General features: G+C 61.9%; 21 protein-coding genes. 1 reads left to right on the top strand and 20 read right to left on the bottom strand.

The window, feature by feature from the left end; genetic code table 11:
• Nucleotides 1–129: 129 nt before the first annotated feature.
• The 12 genes from E0501_RS04865 to arsB form a co-directional block, all read right to left on the bottom strand.
• Nucleotides 130–1,332, bottom strand: coding sequence for a LysM peptidoglycan-binding domain-containing M23 family metallopeptidase (locus tag E0501_RS04865; protein WP_137700205.1), 1,203 nt, complete (start codon nt 1,330–1,332; stop codon nt 130–132).
• 57 nt (nt 1,333–1,389) lie between these two features.
• Nucleotides 1,390–2,043: a protein-L-isoaspartate(D-aspartate) O-methyltransferase gene (locus E0501_RS04870; protein ID WP_137700206.1), complete on the bottom strand. Its 654-nt coding sequence runs from the start codon at nt 2,041–2,043 to the stop codon at nt 1,390–1,392.
• Nucleotides 2,040–2,819, bottom strand: a complete 780-nt coding sequence (gene surE / locus E0501_RS04875) for a 5'/3'-nucleotidase SurE (RefSeq protein ID WP_137700207.1) — start codon at nt 2,817–2,819, stop codon at nt 2,040–2,042. Before surE ends, E0501_RS04870 begins: the two co-directional genes overlap by 4 nt.
• A gap of 142 nt (nt 2,820–2,961) precedes the next feature.
• Nucleotides 2,962–3,603 carry an SDR family NAD(P)-dependent oxidoreductase gene (locus E0501_RS04880; protein WP_137700208.1) on the bottom strand — a complete coding sequence of 214 codons (642 nt, stop codon included), beginning with the start codon at nt 3,601–3,603 and terminating at the stop codon, nt 2,962–2,964.
• Between the two features lie 31 nt (nt 3,604–3,634).
• Entirely contained in the window at nt 3,635–3,919 is a 285-nt protein-coding gene (locus E0501_RS21320) for a hypothetical protein (RefSeq protein ID WP_137700209.1), read from the bottom strand.
• A 123-nt stretch (nt 3,920–4,042) separates the two neighbouring features.
• The gene (purF, locus tag E0501_RS04890) at nt 4,043–5,527 is read right to left on the bottom strand and encodes an amidophosphoribosyltransferase (RefSeq protein ID WP_193555873.1); all 1,485 of its coding nucleotides are present in this window, start codon (nt 5,525–5,527) and stop codon (nt 4,043–4,045) included.
• Nucleotides 5,528–5,640: 113 nt separating this feature from the next.
• The gene (locus tag E0501_RS04895) at nt 5,641–6,204 is read right to left on the bottom strand and encodes a CvpA family protein (protein WP_137700210.1); all 564 of its coding nucleotides are present in this window, start codon (nt 6,202–6,204) and stop codon (nt 5,641–5,643) included.
• Between the two features lie 29 nt (nt 6,205–6,233).
• Nucleotides 6,234–7,598 (bottom strand): DNA repair protein RadA, encoded by a 1,365-nt coding sequence (radA, locus tag E0501_RS04900; RefSeq protein WP_137700211.1) that lies wholly within the window; start codon nt 7,596–7,598, stop codon nt 6,234–6,236.
• 113 nt (nt 7,599–7,711) lie between these two features.
• Nucleotides 7,712–8,497, bottom strand: coding sequence for a DNA repair protein (locus tag E0501_RS04905; RefSeq protein ID WP_235857747.1), 786 nt, complete (start codon nt 8,495–8,497; stop codon nt 7,712–7,714).
• Nucleotides 8,498–8,599: 102 nt separating this feature from the next.
• A complete protein-coding gene (locus E0501_RS04910) occupies nt 8,600–9,049 on the bottom strand; it encodes a paraquat-inducible protein A (protein WP_137700212.1) in 450 nt (149 codons plus the stop codon).
• A gap of 425 nt (nt 9,050–9,474) precedes the next feature.
• Nucleotides 9,475–9,750 carry a hypothetical protein gene (locus E0501_RS04915; RefSeq protein WP_137700213.1) on the bottom strand — a complete coding sequence of 92 codons (276 nt, stop codon included), beginning with the start codon at nt 9,748–9,750 and terminating at the stop codon, nt 9,475–9,477.
• A gap of 276 nt (nt 9,751–10,026) precedes the next feature.
• Nucleotides 10,027–11,034 carry an ACR3 family arsenite efflux transporter gene (gene arsB / locus E0501_RS04920; RefSeq protein WP_137700214.1) on the bottom strand — a complete coding sequence of 336 codons (1,008 nt, stop codon included), beginning with the start codon at nt 11,032–11,034 and terminating at the stop codon, nt 10,027–10,029.
• A 484-nt stretch (nt 11,035–11,518) separates the two neighbouring features.
• Here arsB and E0501_RS04925 point away from each other — a divergent pair, with 484 nt between their 5' ends.
• The gene (locus tag E0501_RS04925) at nt 11,519–11,896 is read left to right on the top strand and encodes a hypothetical protein (RefSeq protein ID WP_137700215.1); all 378 of its coding nucleotides are present in this window, start codon (nt 11,519–11,521) and stop codon (nt 11,894–11,896) included.
• A 173-nt stretch (nt 11,897–12,069) separates the two neighbouring features.
• Here the strand turns inward: E0501_RS04925 and E0501_RS04930 are convergent, their stop codons facing one another.
• The 8 genes from E0501_RS04930 to pyrC form a co-directional block, all read right to left on the bottom strand.
• A complete protein-coding gene (locus E0501_RS04930) occupies nt 12,070–12,816 on the bottom strand; it encodes an ABC transporter ATP-binding protein (RefSeq protein WP_137700216.1) in 747 nt (248 codons plus the stop codon).
• 157 nt (nt 12,817–12,973) lie between these two features.
• Nucleotides 12,974–13,756 carry an MlaE family ABC transporter permease gene (locus tag E0501_RS04935; protein WP_137700217.1) on the bottom strand — a complete coding sequence of 261 codons (783 nt, stop codon included), beginning with the start codon at nt 13,754–13,756 and terminating at the stop codon, nt 12,974–12,976.
• On the bottom strand, nt 13,753–14,790 hold the full coding sequence (alr, locus tag E0501_RS04940) for an alanine racemase (protein ID WP_137700218.1): 1,038 nt from the start codon (nt 14,788–14,790) through the stop codon (nt 13,753–13,755). Before alr ends, E0501_RS04935 begins: the two co-directional genes overlap by 4 nt.
• 41 nt (nt 14,791–14,831) lie before the next feature.
• Nucleotides 14,832–15,620, bottom strand: coding sequence for a DUF1194 domain-containing protein (locus E0501_RS04945; RefSeq protein ID WP_137700219.1), 789 nt, complete (start codon nt 15,618–15,620; stop codon nt 14,832–14,834).
• A gap of 51 nt (nt 15,621–15,671) precedes the next feature.
• The gene (locus tag E0501_RS04950) at nt 15,672–16,100 is read right to left on the bottom strand and encodes a nuclear transport factor 2 family protein (RefSeq protein ID WP_137700220.1); all 429 of its coding nucleotides are present in this window, start codon (nt 16,098–16,100) and stop codon (nt 15,672–15,674) included.
• Between the two features lie 3 nt (nt 16,101–16,103).
• Entirely contained in the window at nt 16,104–17,591 is a 1,488-nt protein-coding gene (locus E0501_RS04955) for a replicative DNA helicase (protein ID WP_137700221.1), read from the bottom strand.
• Between the two features lie 185 nt (nt 17,592–17,776).
• The gene (locus E0501_RS04960) at nt 17,777–18,457 is read right to left on the bottom strand and encodes an orotate phosphoribosyltransferase (RefSeq protein ID WP_137700222.1); all 681 of its coding nucleotides are present in this window, start codon (nt 18,455–18,457) and stop codon (nt 17,777–17,779) included.
• A gap of 79 nt (nt 18,458–18,536) precedes the next feature.
• Nucleotides 18,537–19,571 carry a dihydroorotase gene (pyrC, locus tag E0501_RS04965; RefSeq protein ID WP_137700223.1) on the bottom strand — a complete coding sequence of 345 codons (1,035 nt, stop codon included), beginning with the start codon at nt 19,569–19,571 and terminating at the stop codon, nt 18,537–18,539.
• Nucleotides 19,572–19,595: the final 24 nt, after the last annotated feature.

Raw genomic sequence — 19,595 nt, forward strand, 5'->3', positions numbered from 1 at the left:
AACCGAAAGCGTTAAGACATGGTAAAGTTTCCCCGGCAGCCGGATGTCAGCCGGGGGGTGCACGCATGTCACCCCCTGATTTCGCGCGCTCCCGGCGGCGTTAACCCGCCGGGACCGTCTGGTCAGGGATTATTGAAGATAGGGCAGGGGATCGACGCTCTCGAGGCCCTTGCGCACCTCGAAATGCACGTAGGAGCTCTGACCCGCAGGGATGCTGCCGAGCTTCTGCCCACGGCGCACCTTGTCGCCTTTCTTCACGGCGATGTTGTCGACATTGGCATAGACCGTGGTCAGCTCGTTGGCGTGCTTGACCAGGATGATCGGTACGTCGTCGGTGTCCTGAGTGATGTAGATGACGCTGCCCGCCTCGGCCGCGCCAATGGCGGTTCCGGCACCGGCGGCGATGTCGATGCCGTCGTTCTTACCCTTTGAATATTCACGGATAATCTTGCCCTGTACGGGGTAGCCCAACTTGCCCTTGCTGGCCTGGGACTGGCCCAGGTCCGGGGCTGTTACGGGTTCCTGCGCCTTGGCCTGGGCAACCGGTTTTGTCGTCTCCGCCGGCAGGGGTTGTGTCGCGCTCGGTGGCGTGGGCGTGGGCGTGCCCGCGCCCGGCATTTCCGTCTCCGTCGTGCCGGCCGCGCGCTTGGGTGCGGGGGTGTCGGGCACCGGAATCAGCAGGAACTGGCCTTCGCGAATCGCAAAGTCGCTGCCCAGCCCGTTCCACTCGGCCAGCGAGCGCACGCTGACACCGTATAGCCGCGCAATCGTATAGGCCGTCTCACCCCGCACCACCTTATGCCGTTTGGGCTCTAAGCCTCTGGCAATATTAGAGTTTTCTGCGCTCGACGCCGGCGCCAGCGCGGTCGTTTGAACTCGTTGCTCGCCGGCGCGGTCGATCGCGCCGCCGGCCAGCGTGGTGATGTCCACGCCCGGCGGCTGGATCGGCCCCGTCGTGGGCGAGCCCGTCGCCGGCGACGGTTCCGCCACCCGCCCCGGCAGCGCCACGACCTCTCCGGGTCGCAAATTATCGTTTACCTGCAAACCATTATACCTTGCCAGCGCAGCCGCATCCGTACCCACCCGGGCCGCGACATCAGCCAGCGTGTCGCCACGGCGCGCCACAGCGACCTGGTAGTTCGGGTAGGAAATGATCCCCCGGTCGTCCGGCCGCGGCCTGTCCGCCGTCGCCGTGCGCGCCGCCTCAGCCGTATTCAACCCGGCTCCGAACGCGCCCCGCAGATCCAGGTCCAGCGGTTCGTCACAGCCCGCCAGAAGCGCCAGGGCGCTGCTCAAGAGAAAAACCCGGCCAGCGGGGTGCTTGATACTCATCTCGACATCCTCATGCTGCCCCATGTAGCCCGGGGCTTCGCTTCTACGTGTCCCGCGTCAGGTGTCCTTGCCAAGCCCTTCCAGCAGGGGCACGAAACGCACCGGTCTTAACTCATCATACTCGAGCCCGTTATCCGTGCGCGTCACCTTGATCAGGTGCTGCACCGCGTCCGACTGGCCCACCGGCACAACCATGATACCCCCGATTTTCAGTTGGGCCAAGAGCGGGCCTGGTGGGTCTTCCGCAGCGGCAGTCACGATGATGCGGTCAAAGGGTGCCTGCTCGGGCAGGCCAAAGCTTCCATCGGCGGTCATTGCTGTGATGTTGGTCAGGTCGAGATCGCGGAAAATCTCGCTTGCTTCGCGCACGAGTCGCCGATGTCTGTCCACTGTGTAGACGCGCCGCGCCAACTGGCTGAGTATGGCAGCCTGATAGCCGGACCCGGTTCCAACTTCGAGTACCTTGTCCCGAGGGCTGACGCCCAGTGCCTGCGTCATAAGGCCGACGACGGAGGGCTGCGATATAGTTTGCCCGCAAGCGATCGGAAGGGGCATATCCTCGTAAGCCCGTTCAGCGAAAAGTCCGCGAACGAAGGGGCCCCGGTCGATGGTTTCCATTGCCGCGAGAACACGCGTATCGGTCACGCCCTTCGATCTGAGGGCAAATAGGAACTGCATCTTGCGTTCCGCGCTGTCGTCGAAGCCGCTCATTCGATTGCCTTGAAATCTTCCATGCAATCATGCGCGGTCAGGTCGGCGCGCATCGGCGTGACCGAAATATACCCTTCGAGGTTGAAGGCGGCATCGCTGCCCGGTTCGGTCGGCCTGTGCTGTTCGCCACCGCTGACCCAGAGGAATTTGCGCCCTGAGGGAGAGTGATGCGGTTCGACCGTGAAATGCACGTTGCGGCGATAGCCCTGCGTCGCCACGCGTGTCCCAAGGACGTTGCGGGCCGACACGGGCGGAAAGTTGATATTGTAGAAAAGCCGGTAGTCTGGCTCGGCGTCCGGTGCGGCATCAAGAATGCGGCGGATCAGGCCGGCACCGTGCACGCGCGCGGCCTCGAACGGGTCATCGGCATGAAAGTTCTGCGGCCCAAGATACTGAGACAGGGCAAGAGATGTAATGCCTTGAAGTGCCCCCTCCATCGCGCCGCCAAGCGTGCCTGAGTAAAGAGCATTCTGTGCCGAGTTGTTGCCCCGGTTCACCCCCGAAAGGATCAGGTCGGGGCGATCCTCGAGTACGTCATGAAGCCCGGCCATGACGCAATCCGCGGGGCTGCCCTCGGCGGCATAGCGGCGATCGTCCAGTTTCGCGATCATCATCGGGTGGGTGTAGCTGATGCAATGCGCAACTCCGGATTGTTCGAACGCAGGAGCAACGGTCCAGACCTCACCGTCGGGGCCGGCCAGATCCGTTGCGATCTCGTGCATGACCTCAAGCCCCGGAGCATTGATCCCGTCGTCATTCGTGATGAGGATGCGCATCTGTCGTCCTTCTGTCTGTCTTTGGTTCTATAGCGTCTAGGTTGCCCGCAGAACCAGACAATTTGCCCATTCCCATCAGCCCCTGCACGGGTTCGGTTCAGGATGTGCTAAAAACTCTTCACCCGGATGGGTGCGGGCCTTGTTAGCCAATCAGCCCGATAAGGCGCTTGGCTTCTTGGCCCGGCGTGGGCAGCGCGTCGCGGTCTTCGCCCGGGAAAAAACGTGCCCGGGTCGCCGAGCCCATTGGGTTAGGCTGGAGCACATGCACATTCGGGCCTGACTTGGCAGTTTCTGCGGCCCAGCTGTGCGCCAGGGCGATTTGCGCAGCCTTGGTTGCGCCGTAGGCCCCGAAAAATTTCTGTCCTGCGCGCGGGTCATCAAAGAAAAGCGCCGTACCTTTGTCGCCCAGCAGGGGGGCCACATAGGTGATCAACACGCCAGTCGCGGTCACGTTGATCGATACCGACTTGTCCCAGTCCTTGGCGTCGATATGGTTCGCCGGGGACAGCGGGGCCGCGTGTATTGCCGTATGCGCCCAGATGTCGATGCTGCCCCACCGGTCGTAAATGCTGCGGCAGAGTTGTGCCATGGCATCGGGGTTGGTGATGTCCATCGGCGCCAGCGTGGCGTGGCCGCCCATGGCCTGGATCTTGTCGTCCAGTTCTTCAAGGGCGCCGGTGGTCCGTGCGACGGCGACGATGTGGTGGGTTTCAGCCAGAGCAAGGGACAGGCCCGCGCCAAGACCGCGGGATGCACCGGTGATAAGGGCTATTTTCGTGTTCATAGGCGCGGTTTGGGCGCATTGAACGCCAAGGTCAACCCCCTGTGCGTGCGCCCGTCGAGCGCAAACGCGGTTGAGTGATGCGACGGGTATAGCCGGCCTTCTGAACCAGAACACCATCAGATGAAATCGCTGTGATCCGACCACCTTCTAGCGGATCGCCAACGCTGAGTCTCGCGACGCTACCATTTGCCAGGCGTAGCAGCGCCCCGGGGTTTTCTGCTTCGCCAAACGTGCCAAGTAAAATCGTTTCACGCGCGGGGATTCGCGCGGATTGCGTCGCAATTTCGCCCGCGCGGCCAGGTTTGGGTTGCGCCATTTCGATTGTCTCTTCCGATTTGGATTTGGGAAGAGCCCCGTTAATCGGATTCCAGGCTGGCCGAAAGCGGCCTTGCAGTGAATGGCACGCTGGCAGGCGCAAAGCCGCTCAGCTGACCCATGGTCACTCGGCGGCTTTCAGCTCAAACCCTTTTTCGATCATGTCCGAGGGGGCAACCGGGTATTCGCCCGAGAAGCACGCATCGCAATATTGCGGGCTGTCGGCGTCACGACCCGCAGCTTCGCCGACCGCACGGTAAAGGCCGTCAAGCGAAATGAACTTGAGACTGTCGACGGCAAGGTGTTCGCGCATCTCCTCTTCGCTCATCGTCGCGGCAAGGAGTTTTTCGCGCTGCGGCGTGTCGACGCCGTAAAAGCATGGCCAGGCCGTTGGCGGGCTGGCGATGCGGAAATGCACAGACTTTGCCCCGGCATCGAGGATCATTTCCTTGATCTTGCGGCTGGTGGTGCCGCGCACCACGCTGTCATCGACCAGAACGACCCGTTTGCCTTTGATCAGGGCACGGTTGACGTTGAGCTTGAGCCGCACACCCATGTTGCGGATCTGCTCGGTCGGTTCGATGAAGGTGCGCCCCATGTATTGGTTGCGGATGATCCCCATGGCGTAGGGAATGCCGCTTTCTTGGCTGAAGCCAATCGCAGCCGGGGTGCCGCTGTCTGGCACCGGGCAGACGATATCGGCTTCGGCGGGCGCCTCGCGCGCCAGTTCAACTCCGATCTGCCGTCGTGTTTCGTAAACCGAGCGCCCGCCGATGATGCTGTCGGGGCGGGAAAAGTAGACATGTTCGAAGATGCAGAAACGTGGCTTCTGCCGCCGGAAGGGAAAGTGGCTTTCTACGCCGTCCTCATTGATGACGACCATTTCGCCCGGAGCGATCTCGCGTTCGAATTCAGCGCCGATGATGTCAAGGCCGCAGGTCTCGGAACTGAGAACCCAACCGTCCCCGATGCGGCCCAGAACCAGCGGGCGCACACCCAGGGGATCGCGCACGCCGATAAGCTTGGTGCGGGTCATGGCAACGATGGAAAACGCGCCTTCGACCCGTCGCAGGGCATCCTGCATCCGTTCAGGTATGTTTCGTTGAAGAGAACGCGCCATCAGGTGAATGATGCATTCGCTGTCCGACGAGCTTTGGAAAATCGAGCCACGCTCGATCAACTCGCGCCGCAGGGCGTCGGCGTTGGTGATGTTGCCGTTATGCGCGATTGCCGCGCCGCCCATTGAAAACTCGCCGAAGAACGGTTGAACATCGCGAATTTGCGCCGCTTTCGATCCGGCCGTGGAGTAACGCACGTGGCCGATGGCCAACGGTCCGGGCAGGGTTTCCATCAGGGACTGCTTGGTGAAGTTGTCACGCACATAGCCGAAGCGACGGGCGCTGTTGAAGCCCTGTTCGGGGTCGTGACTGACGATGCCGCCAGCTTCCTGGCCACGGTGCTGCAAGGCATGCAGCCCAAGCGCCACGAAATTGGCGGCGTCGGTGACACCGATCACGCCAAAGACGCCACATTCTTCCTTGAGTTTGTCGTCGTCGAACGGGTGCGCGGGGGGCAGGGGGCGGGACAAGTCGGGCAGCTCCGAATCCATCAGTTCGCTTGTCTCCCGTCATAAGGGGTCATGCCGCACATGTCACGAAAGGATCACATCCGCGCGCATGCGTCGAATTGCACCGGGCGCTGCATGCGGGCGAAACCGCCTGCTTACTGCTCTGGTTGGCTGCATACGCCGACCAGTTCTTCGTACTGGCGCGTGATCCACCCCAAGGCTTCCTCCGGATTGCCCTCTTCGATGCGCGATGTCATCCGGCCGAACACCCGATGCGAGCGGCTGTCGTCGATCATCTGGATGTCCTGGCTGGTGATCACGGTTTCGTAGACGAAAAACGCGATCGCCACGAGCAGCACACCACGCGCCACACCAAACAGGAAGCCAAGACCCTGGTCGAGTCCGCCGAGCGCCGATCGCTGTACGAGCGAGGAAAACAAGGGTGTAAACAGCGAGGCAATCACAAGCGCGACGGCGAAAACAGCTGCGAAAGCCCCGATCATCGATAACTCGCAGCTGTCATTCAGGAACGATCCGATGACCGGGACTTCCTTGATCAGCGGTTGGACCTGAGGGGCGAACATGAACGCCAGAAGCGCGGCCACGATCCAGCCGGCGATGGCCAGCGCTTCGCGCACGAAACCGCGGGAGTAGGCCAGAAGCGCCGAGATCACGATAACCAGGGCGACAACGCCGTCGATGATGGTAAAGCCTTCCATGTCCGTCCTTCTTCTTTTTCTCGGCCGGATCAGCCGGCACCGAACACTTCGCCCACGAATGTCGTAAGGTCCCCCATCCTGGTCAGGCGAAGACCGTCCACTCCAGCGGATTTGCCCCCCGAAGGCGTGATGGCAGACGTGAAACCAAGTTTTTGCGCTTCTTTCAACCTGTTTTCCGCCTGACTGACCGCGCGAAGTGCGCCCGAAAGGCTGATCTCGCCGAAGACAACCGTGTCTGCGGGCAGGCTGGCGTCTTCGCGTGCCGAAAGCAGGGCGGCCGCCACGGCAAGATCAGCGGCAGGTTCGGTGATCTTCATGCCGCCCGCGACGTTCAGATACACGTCAAGCCCGGCAAACGGGATGCCGCATCGCGCTTCGAGCACGGCGAGGATCATTGCCAGGCGTCCGCTGTCCCACCCAACAACGGTGCGCCGAGGTTGCGAAAGTGAAGAGGGCGCGACAAGCGCCTGAAATTCAACGAGAACAGGCCGCGTTCCCTCGATGCCGGCAAAGACAACGGATCCGGGTGAGGGATCGCCGCGTTCGGACAGGAAGAGTGCCGACGGGTTCAATACTTCGGACAAACCATTGCCCGTCATTTCGAAAACGCCGATTTCGTCGGCCGGACCAAAACGGTTTTTCACGGCACGAAGGATGCGAAACTGATGCCCACGCTCGCCTTCGAAGTACAGGACCGTGTCTACCATGTGCTCGACAACGCGCGGACCGGCGATCTGTCCCTCCTTGGTGACGTGACCCACGAGAATCACGGAAACTCCCATGCGTTTGGCGAAGCTGGTAAGTTCATGCGCCGCGGCGCGTACCTGGCTGACAGAGCCGGGGGCGCTGTCGACATTGTCAGCCCACATTGTCTGGATCGAGTCGATGATCGCCAGACCCGGTCGCTCAGCCTCGAGCGTGGTCAGGATGTCACGCAGATTGGTCTCGGCAGCGAGTTGTACCGGCGCGTCGGACAGATCCAGGCGCGCGGCCCGCATGCGAACCTGGGCACTGGCCTCCTCGCCCGAAACGTATATCGTTTTCAAGCCCTTGCGGGCAAAGTGGGCTGCTGCCTGGAGCAGGAGCGTGGATTTTCCGATACCCGGATCGCCGCCAACCAGAGTAGCCGAAGCCGGTACGAGGCCGCCACCAAGGACGCGATCAAGCTCTCCCAGGCCGCTCTCGGTGCGTGGAGGTGGGGCTTCCACTGCGCCGAGATCGCTGAGCGTTATCGAAGTGCCGCGCTTTGCCCCAAGCGATTTGGAGGTCGGTCCCGAGGAAAGCGGACGTTCTTCCACGATCGTGTTCCACTCTCCGCAGGCATCGCAGCGGCCGGACCACTTGTTGAATGTTGCGCCACAGGCGGTGCAGGAGAAGCTTGATGATTTTGCCATGCTTTGGGTGATGCATGAGCACGCGCGCTGCGTCAAACCTCAAAGTGCGTCCAACGCCGGCGACGTAGTTGAGAGGTATGGTCGCGGGGCGGCTGTCCGCAACGGTGGTCGTTCTATTCAGCCGCGCGGGGCAAGTCGATTACCTTGCGCTTTCGCTCAATCGTTTCGATGCCCATCTCCGGGAGAATGACAAGAAATTCATCGCGCAGCCGCTCCAATTGTGCCGCCGCGACGCTTTCTTCCAACTCCAACTGAATAAGCCTGTGCTTGAGCTCGTTGTGGATGGTTTTTGCCTCGTCTAGACGCTTGTTGAACCGTTCCACTTCCTGTTGACGCTGCCGCAGGAAGTCGCGCGCGCGCACGACGTTTTCGTCGGAATACGTCTCCGCGAGGTCGCGGGAGATGTAACTCATCCGAGCCGCCAATTCGAGGAGTTCGGGTTCCATCTGCTCGAGATCGGGATGAGCGCGCAGGTATGTCAGGCGTTCACGCATCGTCTCGAATTCGGAGCTCAGACTGAACGTCCCGACCCTGTCTGCTGCGTGAGCATGGTGGTAGGCCCGCGCAACGTCTTCAATTCCAATGGAAAAATCCCGGTGTGATGTTTCAAGCGCCATGACACGGCGCATGGATGAAAGGAAAGAAGCCAGCAGAACTGCAAGGATGGTGAGTCCGATTTGTGCATACATGCCCGCGTTTTCCACGGTTTGCCTACCCATCATGACCTGCAGTTCAATCCAGGGCCAATAGCCAATAGCTGACAGGGCCGTGGCTGTCAAAAGTGCAAACGATAACAATAACATAAGACCAAAAGCCAGCCGGTGATTGAGAAACGAAAATATGGTTGCGGCGGCGCGGGTGTTGGGACCATGACATCGCCCCAGGAAGTCGAGTAACATACTACAGCGGCGAGAATACGCCCATCGGCAGAAAAAACCCCCGAAAAAATCAAGCCGCAAGCGAGATTGCAGGGCTCCCGGAATCCCGATTGTTTCCCGATTCTATACAGTCTGCCCAAAACGGCCTTTTCGTTCCGTCAGAAGGCCGATGGCAAGGGAGGTGAGGATGCAGGCGGTGAAGAGATAGAGGCCCCAGGCGGTTTCGATCTTGCCGAACCCGATTCCCTTGCTCAGCGTGATGTAGAGCGCGATGAGAAAAACGTCGGCCATCGCCAGCTTGCCCAGGATATGCAGTACCGGCAGCAGTTTGTTCGACAGGAGGCCGAAATGCAGAAGGCCCAGCCCGATGGTTTTCATGTAGGGCGCGAAAAGCGCGAAGAAGGTGACCAGGAGCGCGAGGAAAACATCCGACTCCCACAGGCTTTGCAGCCCCGAGATCACGCTGATTTCCGACAGGCCGAAGAGCGGCAGGCCCAGCCCGGCGCGCATCAGCGGCGCGAACCACGCGATTGGAAACAGGATGATCAGCGACAGGTTAACAAGGCGCAGCATGGGGCCTCCACGGGCAAGAAACGGGCGCAATTCCTGCTACCTAGGGGGGCAGAGCGGGGCTGGCAAGCGCCGGGTTAACCATTTTTCGGGGTGAAAACAGGGGGGTGACATGCGTATGACTCCCGGCTGACATCCGGCTGCCGGGTGTAGCGCTTGCCGGGAATCGGGCCGGATGGGGCGTTCGTTACCCCACCGTGACGATCGGTTAACGAACTACCTCATGGGGCAAAATGGCAATGGGTTTTCGCATTTTTCAGTAAGGCCTCAAAGGTCACAACGAAACACGCCAGGCCTCGGTCCGCACCTGTCCCTTTCTTTCTGGCGGGGCAACGCGGAGGGCAGCGAGGGCGTCGAGTCTGCGGTCCCAAAGCTGGCATGCGAATATCTTGTAACGAACGGCGGCTAAGAGCCGAACGCGGACTTGTCTATTCCCGACGCACAATTCTACCGACAGCGGCGGTCACGATGAATATCAAGGCAAGAGGGACCCATGTTCCGATCGGACTTGTGAACATTTCAAAGCTTTTCTCAATAAACATTGCCACGACAAACACATCGAGAAAAACCGCGACGCCCAAAAACGTCAGTGCCGTCGCGACAGCGCCAAACTGTGCAAACCAGCGGTGATAGAACCAAGCGGCTATGGCCGCTCCAACTGGCGCGCCGATTGCATGAAAAACCAAAGTCGCATCCATGCTCATTAGCGATCTGCCCACCGCAATCAGACCTCCGCAATACGCCCAAAGGAGTACTGCGAACCCGACTAGTATCAATAGACTCTTCGATTTGCCCATGAGAGTTCCTTTCGGACCTACCCTGACGGGACGCCTATTAAGTCCCTGCGCACATCTCAGCTTACCTCAAGATCAGCCGCAATTCTTGCCCAGAAATGTCTCCGCCAGCCTTTCGTTACCGAGGCTCCGGCAAATTTCTTGCACATGATCCGCCCGCCAGCTGCTCGCGTAGCAAGGCGGATGCTATGCAAAGCTACTTCTTGTGCGGTTTGCAAAAGCCACCAGTGAGAGCATCACTGGGACCTCGACAAGAACTCCGACAACTGTAGCAAGTGCTGCGCCCGAGTTAAGGCCGAATAGGCTGATCGCAACGGCGACAGCGAGTTCGAAAAAATTGGAGGTTCCGATCAGGGCGCAGGGTGCTGCAATCCTGTGTGGAACGCGTAGGGCGTAAGCCGCGGCATAGGCCAGTGCGAAGATGCCGTAAGATTGGAGAAGAATTGGTGTCGCAATCAGGACGATGACCTGCGGGCGCTCCAGAATGACCTGACCTTGGAGGCCGAAAAGGATCACCACTGTCGCGATCAGGCCCACGACGGACCAAGGTTTGATCCGCTCGCGGAAAGCCTCGATCCGGGACGAACTTCCCAGCCGCTTCCGAGTCCAGATACCCGCGGCCAGCGGCAACGCGACAAAGAGGATCACAGAGAGCACAAGCGTCTCCCAAGGCACCTCAATATCGGTAACCCCGAGAAGAAAGGCGACTATGGGCGCAAAGGCGAAAACCATGATCACGTCATTCACTGATACTTGAACGAGCGTGTAGCTTTCATCACCACGGGTTAACTGCGACCAGACGAAGACCATTGCCGTGCAAGGCGCCGCGCCGAGCAGGATGAGTCCTGCAATGTATTGCTGAGCATCTTCGGGTCCGATTAGATCTGCGAACACCACCTCGAAAAACAACACGCCAAGCGCTGCCATTGTGAAAGGCTTGATCAGCCAGTTCACCACAAGCGTGATGGCCAAGCCCTTGGGCTGCTTCAACACGTCGCGCAGACTGCCTGGATCGACACCCACCATCATTGGGTAGACCATCGCCCAGATCAGGAGCGCGACGACTAAGTTCACGCTGGCAACTTCAGTAGCCGCGACCGCCTTGACCAAAGTCGGCGCGGTACTTCCGATTAGGATACCGCCAGCCATAGCCAGCGCGACCCAAACGGAAAGATACCTCTCGAAGATACTCATGGTCTGATCGATACGGTTCCGGCCAAAAGAAGTCGAGAGGTTGCATGGGTCTGGGCGGATAAAACGACCGCTTTGTCCCGCAAAGCAGACGCCCTTCGAGATTGCAGCGAACGGCATCTTTGAGCCCGTAGCGGGAGTCCATATGGCTTTCCAAAATCTATTCCGGCAATCCAGCCAGGGCGGCGGTGCGATTTTGCCTGAAATGGACCGGTTTGGACAGACTGCGCGCCGGGGTGAAGGCAGGGGGGGGGGATGAGGACTGACACGTTGCCCAGTACCACTGGAGCACAGCCGATCAAGTTGCCCCGATTAATGGTACTTGCAGTGTCCTTTGAGATCACTGAAAGTTCGAGACTACGGAACGTTTGGTTCTCTAAACCTTCGACCTGCCAACTTGAAAAGCAGAGGAACGATGTTCGCAAGGGTCAGATCGAGGCATAGCGACTGCGAAAAGCCGCAAATGCCTCTTGCGCATACAAAGACCTTGCTGGTCGCCTTGCTTTTTCTTGGGTTGCCGGTGGCGCAGGGCACCCCATCTGCAGCAGAAGAACAGAATTTTTCCTATTCGCGTGATGCACAAAAGCCCTGGGCGAGTGTTGAACCTAACTTTGGCCTTCCACTGACGCATCCGAACCAAAAGACAGAGACCTATTTCCGTAAGCGATCATACGATGCTTCCCGTTCTGGAAGTGAAATCATTCTGCTTGGTCGCTTCGGGATCAGAACGGATGGACAGGTTTGTCTCCACCTAAGTTTTGATGAAACCGGTTGCAGGGTTTTTGTCGAAAACCGCGGACTGAAATTCATGCTGAACGAGGAGGGACACAGGTTCCCGGTTACCCTGGGCTTGCGGGCGAAATAGGTTGCCCTGCGTCTCGCCCTCGAGTGTGGGCATGGCTGCCGGAAACAGCCGGATCCCGCGGGTAGAGCCAACAGCAGAAATATCCGCAGTGCCACCGTGCGGGCGCATCCGATTTGGATATGGATCATTTGCCACGGGGCCAAACGTCCACACCAAGACTGAGTGGCTTCAAGTCAGCGCACCGCTTCGATCGGGCCTTCGGCGCGGCCGTGGATGAACTGATCGAGATAGGGATCGCCGGAATTGTCCATCTGTGCGACCGGGCCGGTCCACTTGATGACGCCGTCATGCAGCATCGCCACGTTGTCGGCGATGGCGCGCACCGAGGACATGTCGTGGGTGATGGTCATCGCGGTGGCGCCCATTTCGGTGACGATTTCGCGGATCAACTCGTTGATGACGCCGGCCATGATCGGATCGAGCCCGGTGGTGGGTTCATCGAAGAAGATGATCTCGGGTTCGGCGGCGATGGCGCGGGCGAGGCCCACGCGTTTCTGCATGCCGCCCGACAGCTCGGCCGGGAAGAGATCGGCCACCTCGGGCTTGAGCCCGACGCGGCGGAGCTTCTCGATGGCGATCTCGCGCGCCTCAAGCTTGGGGCGTTTGAGCGAACCGCGCAGCAGGCGGAAGGCGACGTTCTGCCAGACGGTGAGCGAGTCAAACAGCGCGCCGCCCTGAAACAGCATGCCGAAACGAGCGAGGAAGGCATCGCGGTCGCCGGTGTTCACATCCTGCCCATCGACGCGGATGGTGCCGCTGTCGGGCGTGACGAGGCCGAGGATGCATTTCAGCAGCACCGATTTGCCTGTGCCCGAGCCGCCGATGATGACCATCGAGGTGCCGCGGGGAATGGAGAGGTTGACCCCGCGCAGCACCTTGTTGGAGCCGAAAGCCTTGTGGACGTCAGTGAGCTCGATCATGGGCGGTGCCCGTGGTTGGCGTTGACCGGGGCGCTGCCCGTCGCCATTGGACACTCGGACCAATGGCGCATCCACAGGTGACCCGCGGAGTATGTCCGGCAAGATGAAGCGGGGGCGCGGTGCAGGCCGCAGGGGCGGGATATGAGAGCGATCCGGATCATGCCGAGAAGAACAGTTCGGTCAGGATGTAGTTGGCGGCGAGGATCAGCACGGAGGCCGCGACCACGGCGGATTTGGTCGCCCGGCCCACGCCCTGCGCGCCGCGGCCGGAGTGCATGCCGTAGAAACAGCCCATCGTGGCGACGATGAAGCCGAAGACCGCGCCCTTGATCAGGCCCGAGATCACGTCCCAGGCTTCGAGAAAATCAGCGGTGTTTTTCAGGTAGGCGGCGGCGTTGAACTCGAGCCGGGTGATGCCGACGAGATAGCCGCCCATGATGCCGATGGCATCGCCCACGCCCACCAGCACCGGCAGCGCCAGCGTGGCGGCCAGAACGCGCGGCAGGGTGAGGTATTTCATCGGGTGGGTCGAGAGCGTGACAAGGGCGTCGATCTGCTCGGTCACTTTCATGGTGCCGATTTCGGCGGCGATCGAAGAGGCGACGCGGGCCGCGACCATGAGGCCGCCCAGAACCGGGCCCAGTTCGCGCGTCATGCCGATGGCGACGATCGAGGGCACGACGGATTCAGCATTGAAGCGCGAACCGCCGGCATAAATCTGCAGCGCCAGCGCGCCGCCGGTGAAGAGCGCGGTGAGGCCCACGACGGGCAGGGACAGCCAGCCGATCTGCAGCAGCGCATGCAGGAATTCGCGCCCGTAGAAGGGCGGGCGGAAGAGATGCGTGACGGTGGAGATGGCAAATAGCGCCACGCGCCCGACCATCGCGAGCATGCCCAGGACCGTGCGACCGAGCCGGGCAAGGGGGGCGGACAGGCTCATCCGCCGATATAGCGCCGGTTGTAGCGCGCCCCGAGCGAGGTGAGGATTTCATAGCCGATGGTGCCGGCCATGTCGGCGATATCATCGACCCCCTGGTGTTCGCCGATCAGGGTAAGTTCGGCCGGGTCCTCGTCCAGGTGGGTGACGTCGACGCCGATCAGGTCCATCGAGACGCGGCCGAGGATCGGACAGGGGGTGTCACCGAAATGGAACTGGCCGGTATTCGACAGGATGCGGTGGATGCCATCGGCATAGCCGCCCGACACGGTGGCGACGCGGGTGGGGGTGCTGGCCGTCCAGCTGTTGCCGTAGCCCACGGTTTCGCCCGGTTCGAGATCACGCACCTGGATGACCGGCAGGTCGAGGCTGACCACGGCGCTGGCGAGGTCGAAGGGGCGGCCGCCGAAAAGGCCCACGCCGGGGCGGGTGAGATCGAAGTGATAGTCCTTGCCCAGCAGAATGCCGCCCGTGGCCGCGAGCGAGCGGGGGATCGAGAGCCCCTCGGTCATCTCGATGAACTGGCGGAGCTGTTGCTGGTTCATGTCGTGATTGGGTTCGTCCGCGCAGGCGAGGTGCGACATTATCAGCGTCGGGTTCTGCGCCACGGCGATCTCGCGCACGGCAGCCCACTCGCCGGGCTCCATCCCTAGGCGGTTCATGCCAGTATCGAGCTGGATACCGAACGGCGCGCCGGGCAGCGCCTCGACATGGCGCAGGAGCTGGGGAAAGGAGTTGATCATCGGGGTGAGGGCGAGATCGGCGATCATGTCGGTATCGCCGGGCATGTGGCCGGACATCACGTTGATCTCGGGGCCCGGGCCCAGGGCGTGGCGCAGGTCGGCGCCTTCCTCGGCCACGGCGACGAAGAAACGGCCGGCGCCGGCGCGGGCCAGCGCGCGTGCCACGCGTTCGATGCCGAGGCCATAGCCGTTGGCCTTGACCACGGCACCGGTTTCCCCCGCGCTCATCCCCGCGAGAGAGCGCCAGTTTGTTGTGAGCGCGTCGAGATCGATTGTGAGTTTGCCGGTCGCCATGACGGGTTCATGCCACGGTTTGGCGCGGGGTCAAGGGGAATTCAGGGTTCCTGCCAGTAGCGGTTCATGTTCCGCTCCCAGATTTTTTCGCCGATCATGCAATCATAGGCCGCGGCGGGGAGGACCCTGGCGCGGGGCGCGCGCGGCAGGCCGGCGATTTCCAGAACCAGCTTGCGGCGCACGGCGGTGGCAAATTCCGACCAGTCATAGACCGGGATGACGAAGGCGCCGGGCCCGCCGATGACGCAGTTGCGATAGTAGGCGTCGAGATCGGCGATACCCCACATGTCGGAGAGCGCATCGCGGGTCATCAGGGGCAGGCCGTTGATGATGATGCCCCGCGAAAGCACCCGGTCGCGGGCGGCGGTGACGGGCGGGCCGGAGTTGTTGGGGCCGTCGCCCGAGACGTCAATGACGCGGCGCAAGCCTTTGAAATCATTTTTTGAAATCGAGCGCTCCGCCAGCAGGAGCGCCGACGAGATCGAGGTGCGGCGCAGGTTCTGCTCGAAACTGGAGGTGATCGTATCGGCCACCTGCGCGGCATCGGCGGGGGTGGCGATGCGGGTCCAGGGGACGACGGTGTTGTGGCTGCCGGCGCCGGCCCATTCGACGTAGGTCACGGCGATGGTGCCGATCATGCCGCCGGTGATCGCCTCCATCACGTCGGGGCTCTGCAGCGCCTCGGCATAGCCGCGGCGCTGGATTTCCAGCTCGGCCAGCGACATCGAGCGGGAGACGTCGACGGCGAGGAACAGTTCTACGTCAACCTCTTCTTCGGCGCGTAGGGGCGCGGAGATGAGGGAGAGAAGAAGAAGCAGGACTGCACGCATGCACCTATTGAGGCGCGGCGGGGCGGTACTGTCGAGTCACATTTGCGCGGTTCAGGGCATCTGAGCGGTCGAGTGCCACCAGATGCGTACTTCGGTGGCGCGCCCAGCGGCGTCGAACCGGCCAATGAGCGTTCCATCGAGAATCATGCGCGGCAGCGGGTCACCGGGTTGGCGATCGGGCAGGCCGGTGCCGGTGGATTTGGCCCAGATTTCAAACAGCTCTTCCGAGGCGACCTGGTATTCGACATGCCAATGGGCAAAGCCGCCGTCCGGGGTTTCGCCCAGCACCGTGTTGGTGTGCGTGATATCCTGCTGAAGCTTGATCCGGTCCCAGTAGGTTTTGCGCAACTGCCAGCTGTCCTGACACTGGAACGGCGTATTCCAATATTGACCGTCCGGCGTGAACAGATCGGCGAAGCCTTCGCTGTCCTGGCCTTCCCAGACCCGTTTGTAGGCGGACATGAAGGCATGGATCGACATGGCTCAGAACTCCTGATCGCTGCCCTGCTGCCAGGGTTTGACAAGGTTGCCGAAGCGGGTGAATTCGCTTTCGAAGCTGAGCTCGACCGTGCCGATGGGGCCGTGACGCTGCTTGCCGATGATCACCTCGGCCTTGCCGTGCAGGCGCGCCATGCGGTCCTGCCATTCGGCCATTTCGTCGAGCCGTTCATCAGACGGCTTTTCACGTTCGACGTAGTATTCCTCGCGGAAGACGAACATGACCACGTCGGCGTCCTGCTCGATCGAGCCGGATTCGCGCAGGTCCGAGAGCTGCGGGCGCTTGTCGTCGCGGCTTTCGACCTGGCGCGAAAGCTGCGAGAGCGCCAGCACGGGGATATTGAGCTCCTTGGCGATGGCCTTGAGGCCCATGGAAATCTCGCCGATCTCCTGCACGCGGTTGTCGGACATGCCGCGCACGAGCTGCAGGTAGTCGACAATCAAGAGGTCGAGCCCGTGCGTGCGCTTGAGCCGCCGCGCCCGCGCGGCCAGCTGCGCGATGGGGATGGCAGCGGTGTCGTCGATGAAGAGCGGGCAGGCTTCGAGCTCTTTCGCGGCATCGACGAAGCGGCGGAATTCGCTTTCGTCCATGTCGCCCTGGCGGATCTTGTGGCTGGAGATTTCCGAGGCCTCGGCGAGGATCCGGCCGGCCAGCTGTTCGGCGCTCATCTCGAGCGAGAAGAAGCCGACGACGCCGCCTTCCACCGCGCCCTCGGTGCCATCGGGGCGCAGGCCGCGGCGATAGGCCTTGGCGATGTTGAAGGCGATATTGGTTGCAAGCGAGGTTTTCCCCATCGAGGGACGACCGGCGAGAATGAGCAGGTCGGACTTGTGCAGCCCGCCGAGCTTGCCATCGAGATCGATGAGCCCCGTGGGCACGCCGGCGAGGCCGCCTTCCCGCTGGTAGGCCGCGTTCGCGACGTTAACAGCGTCTGTTACTGCCTTGAGAAAGCTTTGAAAACCGCCTTCGGACTGGCCCTGCTCGGCAAGCTTGTAAAGCGCCTGTTCGGCCTCGACGATCTGTTCCTTGGGTTCCGAGGCGACATCGACCTTGGCGGCCTTGGCCGAGATGTCATGGCCCAGGCGAATGAGATCGCGCCGAACGGCGAGATCATAGATCATCTGGGCATAGTCCTTGACCGCGAAGGCCGAGATCGCCGCGCCGGCGAGACGGGCGAGATAGGCCGGGCCGCCCAGCTCTTTCAGGCCCTCGTCATCCTCGAAGAACGCCTTGAGCGTCACCGGCGAGGCGAGATTGTTCTTGGCGATCCGCGCCGCGGCGGTTTCGAAAATGCGGGCATGGACGGGATCGTAGAAATGCTGCGGGCCGATGATCGCGGCGACGCGGTCGTAGACATCGTTATTGGTCAGGATCGCGCCGAGCAGCTGCTGCTCGGCCTCGATCGAATGCGGCATCGTGTCGGGGTTCTGGATCTCGGCCCCGGTCGGATTGAAGGCTGCGACTTCGTTCATGATTCCACTCTGATTTCCCCGGGACGTGACATACGCAATCGCCCGCGGCGAGGGCAAATTGTATGTTTGTGTGGGTAGTTTGTGGATAAACCCGGGCCACATGATCTTGACGCATGGCGGCGCCTCGCGTCAAGATTTCGTGGTTTTTCGGCGAGAACCCGCCTTGGGTGACGTTACGGAAACCTTTACGGCGCCTTGTGGTCGTCCTGCCATTTGCGCGGATCGTTGAGAAACGCCTCGACGCCCGCGAGGGTTTCCTCGTCGAAGGCGCCTTGCGCGCGGGCCTCGGCCAGCACGTCCCACCAGGTGCAGAGGTAATGCAGGGCGACGCCGTGATCTCCCAGTGTTGTCTCGGTTTCGGGGAAGATGCCGTAATAGAAGATCACCGCGGTGTGGCCGCAGGTGGCGCCGGTGTCGCGGATTGCATCGACGAAGGAGAGCTTGGAGCCGCCATCGGTGGTCAGGTCCTCGACCAGAAGCACGCGCTCACCCTCGGCCATCGCGCCCTCGATCCGGGCGTTGCGGCCATAGCCCTTCGGCTTCTTGCGCACATAGGTCATCGGCAGGGCCATGCGTTCGGCGACCAGTGCGGCAAAGGGGATACCCGCGGTTTCGCCGCCGGCGACGTTGTCGAAGGCCTCGAAGCCTGCGTTGCGCATCACGGTGACAGTGAGAAAATCCATCAGCGTGGAACGGATGCGGGGAAAGGAGATGAGCTTGCGGCAGTCGATATAGGTGGGGCTGGGCAGGCCGGAGGCCAGCGTGAAGGGCTCGCGCGCGTTGAAATGCACGGCCTGGATTTCGAGCAGCATGCGGGCGGTGAGGCGGGCGATTTCTTCGCGCGGGGGGTAAGAGGACGGGATCATTTTGCGGGCCTTTGTGCTGGTGGCGAGACCCGGGGGCGCTGCCCCCGGACCCCCGGGATATTTGCGGCAAGATGAAAGATCAGGTCACGGACCAGTGCACCGGGAAGCCCGGGTCGAAGACGGTGACGGGGCCATCGCCGGTTTCGATCCTGGCGGGCCAGGTGACCGGGGCGCCCCTGGTCAGGGTGATGGTATCCTCGTTGACGGGAAGGCCGTAGAAGGCGGGGCCGTGGAGCGAGGTGAAACCTTCGAGCTTGTCGAGCGCGCCGGCCTTTTCGAACGTGTCGGCGAGAATGGAGAGCGCATTGGGCGCGGTGAAGCAGCCGGCCGAGCAGCATTCGCTTTCCTTGGCATGGGTGGGGTGCGGCGCGCTGTCGGTTCCGAGGAAATAGCGGGGATCGCCCGAGGTTGCCGCCTTGAGGAGGGCATCGCGGTGCTCGCGGCGTTTGAGGATCGGCAGGCAGTAGTAATGCGGGCGCATGCCGCCGACGAGCATGTCGTTGCGGTCGAGGACCAGGTGCTGGACGGTGATCGTCGCGCCGAGATCGGTGTCGTTCGAGGCGACGTAGTCGGCGCCGTCGCGGGTGGTGATGTGTTCCATCACGACGCGCAGGCCCGGGGTCGCGCGGCGGACCGGGTCGAGCACGCGGTCGATGAACACGGCTTCGCGGTCGAAGATGTCGATGTCGGGGTCGGTGACTTCTCCGTGCACGCAGAGCGGGCAGCCGATTTCGGCCATCCGTTCGAGCACCGGGCGCACCTTGTCGAAGTCGCGCACGCCCGAGGCGGAATTGGTGGTGGCGCCGGCCGGGTAGAGCTTTACGGCGGTGACGAGGCCCGAGGCATGCGCGGCAGCGAGATCGTCGGGGTCGGTATCCTCGGTCAGGTAGAGCGTCATCAGCGGGGTGAAATCGGCGCCATCGGGTATGGCCGCGAGGATGCGATCGCGATAGGCGGCGGCATCGGCGCCGGTGACCACGGGCGGCACCAGGTTGGGCATGATGATGGCGCGGGCGAAATGCCGGGTGGTTTCAGGCAGGACGCCCTGCAGCATCGCGCCGTCGCGCAGGTGCAGGTGCCAATCGTCGGGGCGGCGGATGGTGATCTGTTGCATGCCCGCCGATTAGCGCAAAGCGGG

Source organism: Marimonas lutisalis (genome assembly GCF_005434965.1).
GTDB classification, from domain to species: Bacteria; Pseudomonadota; Alphaproteobacteria; order Rhodobacterales; family Rhodobacteraceae; genus Marimonas_A; species Marimonas_A lutisalis.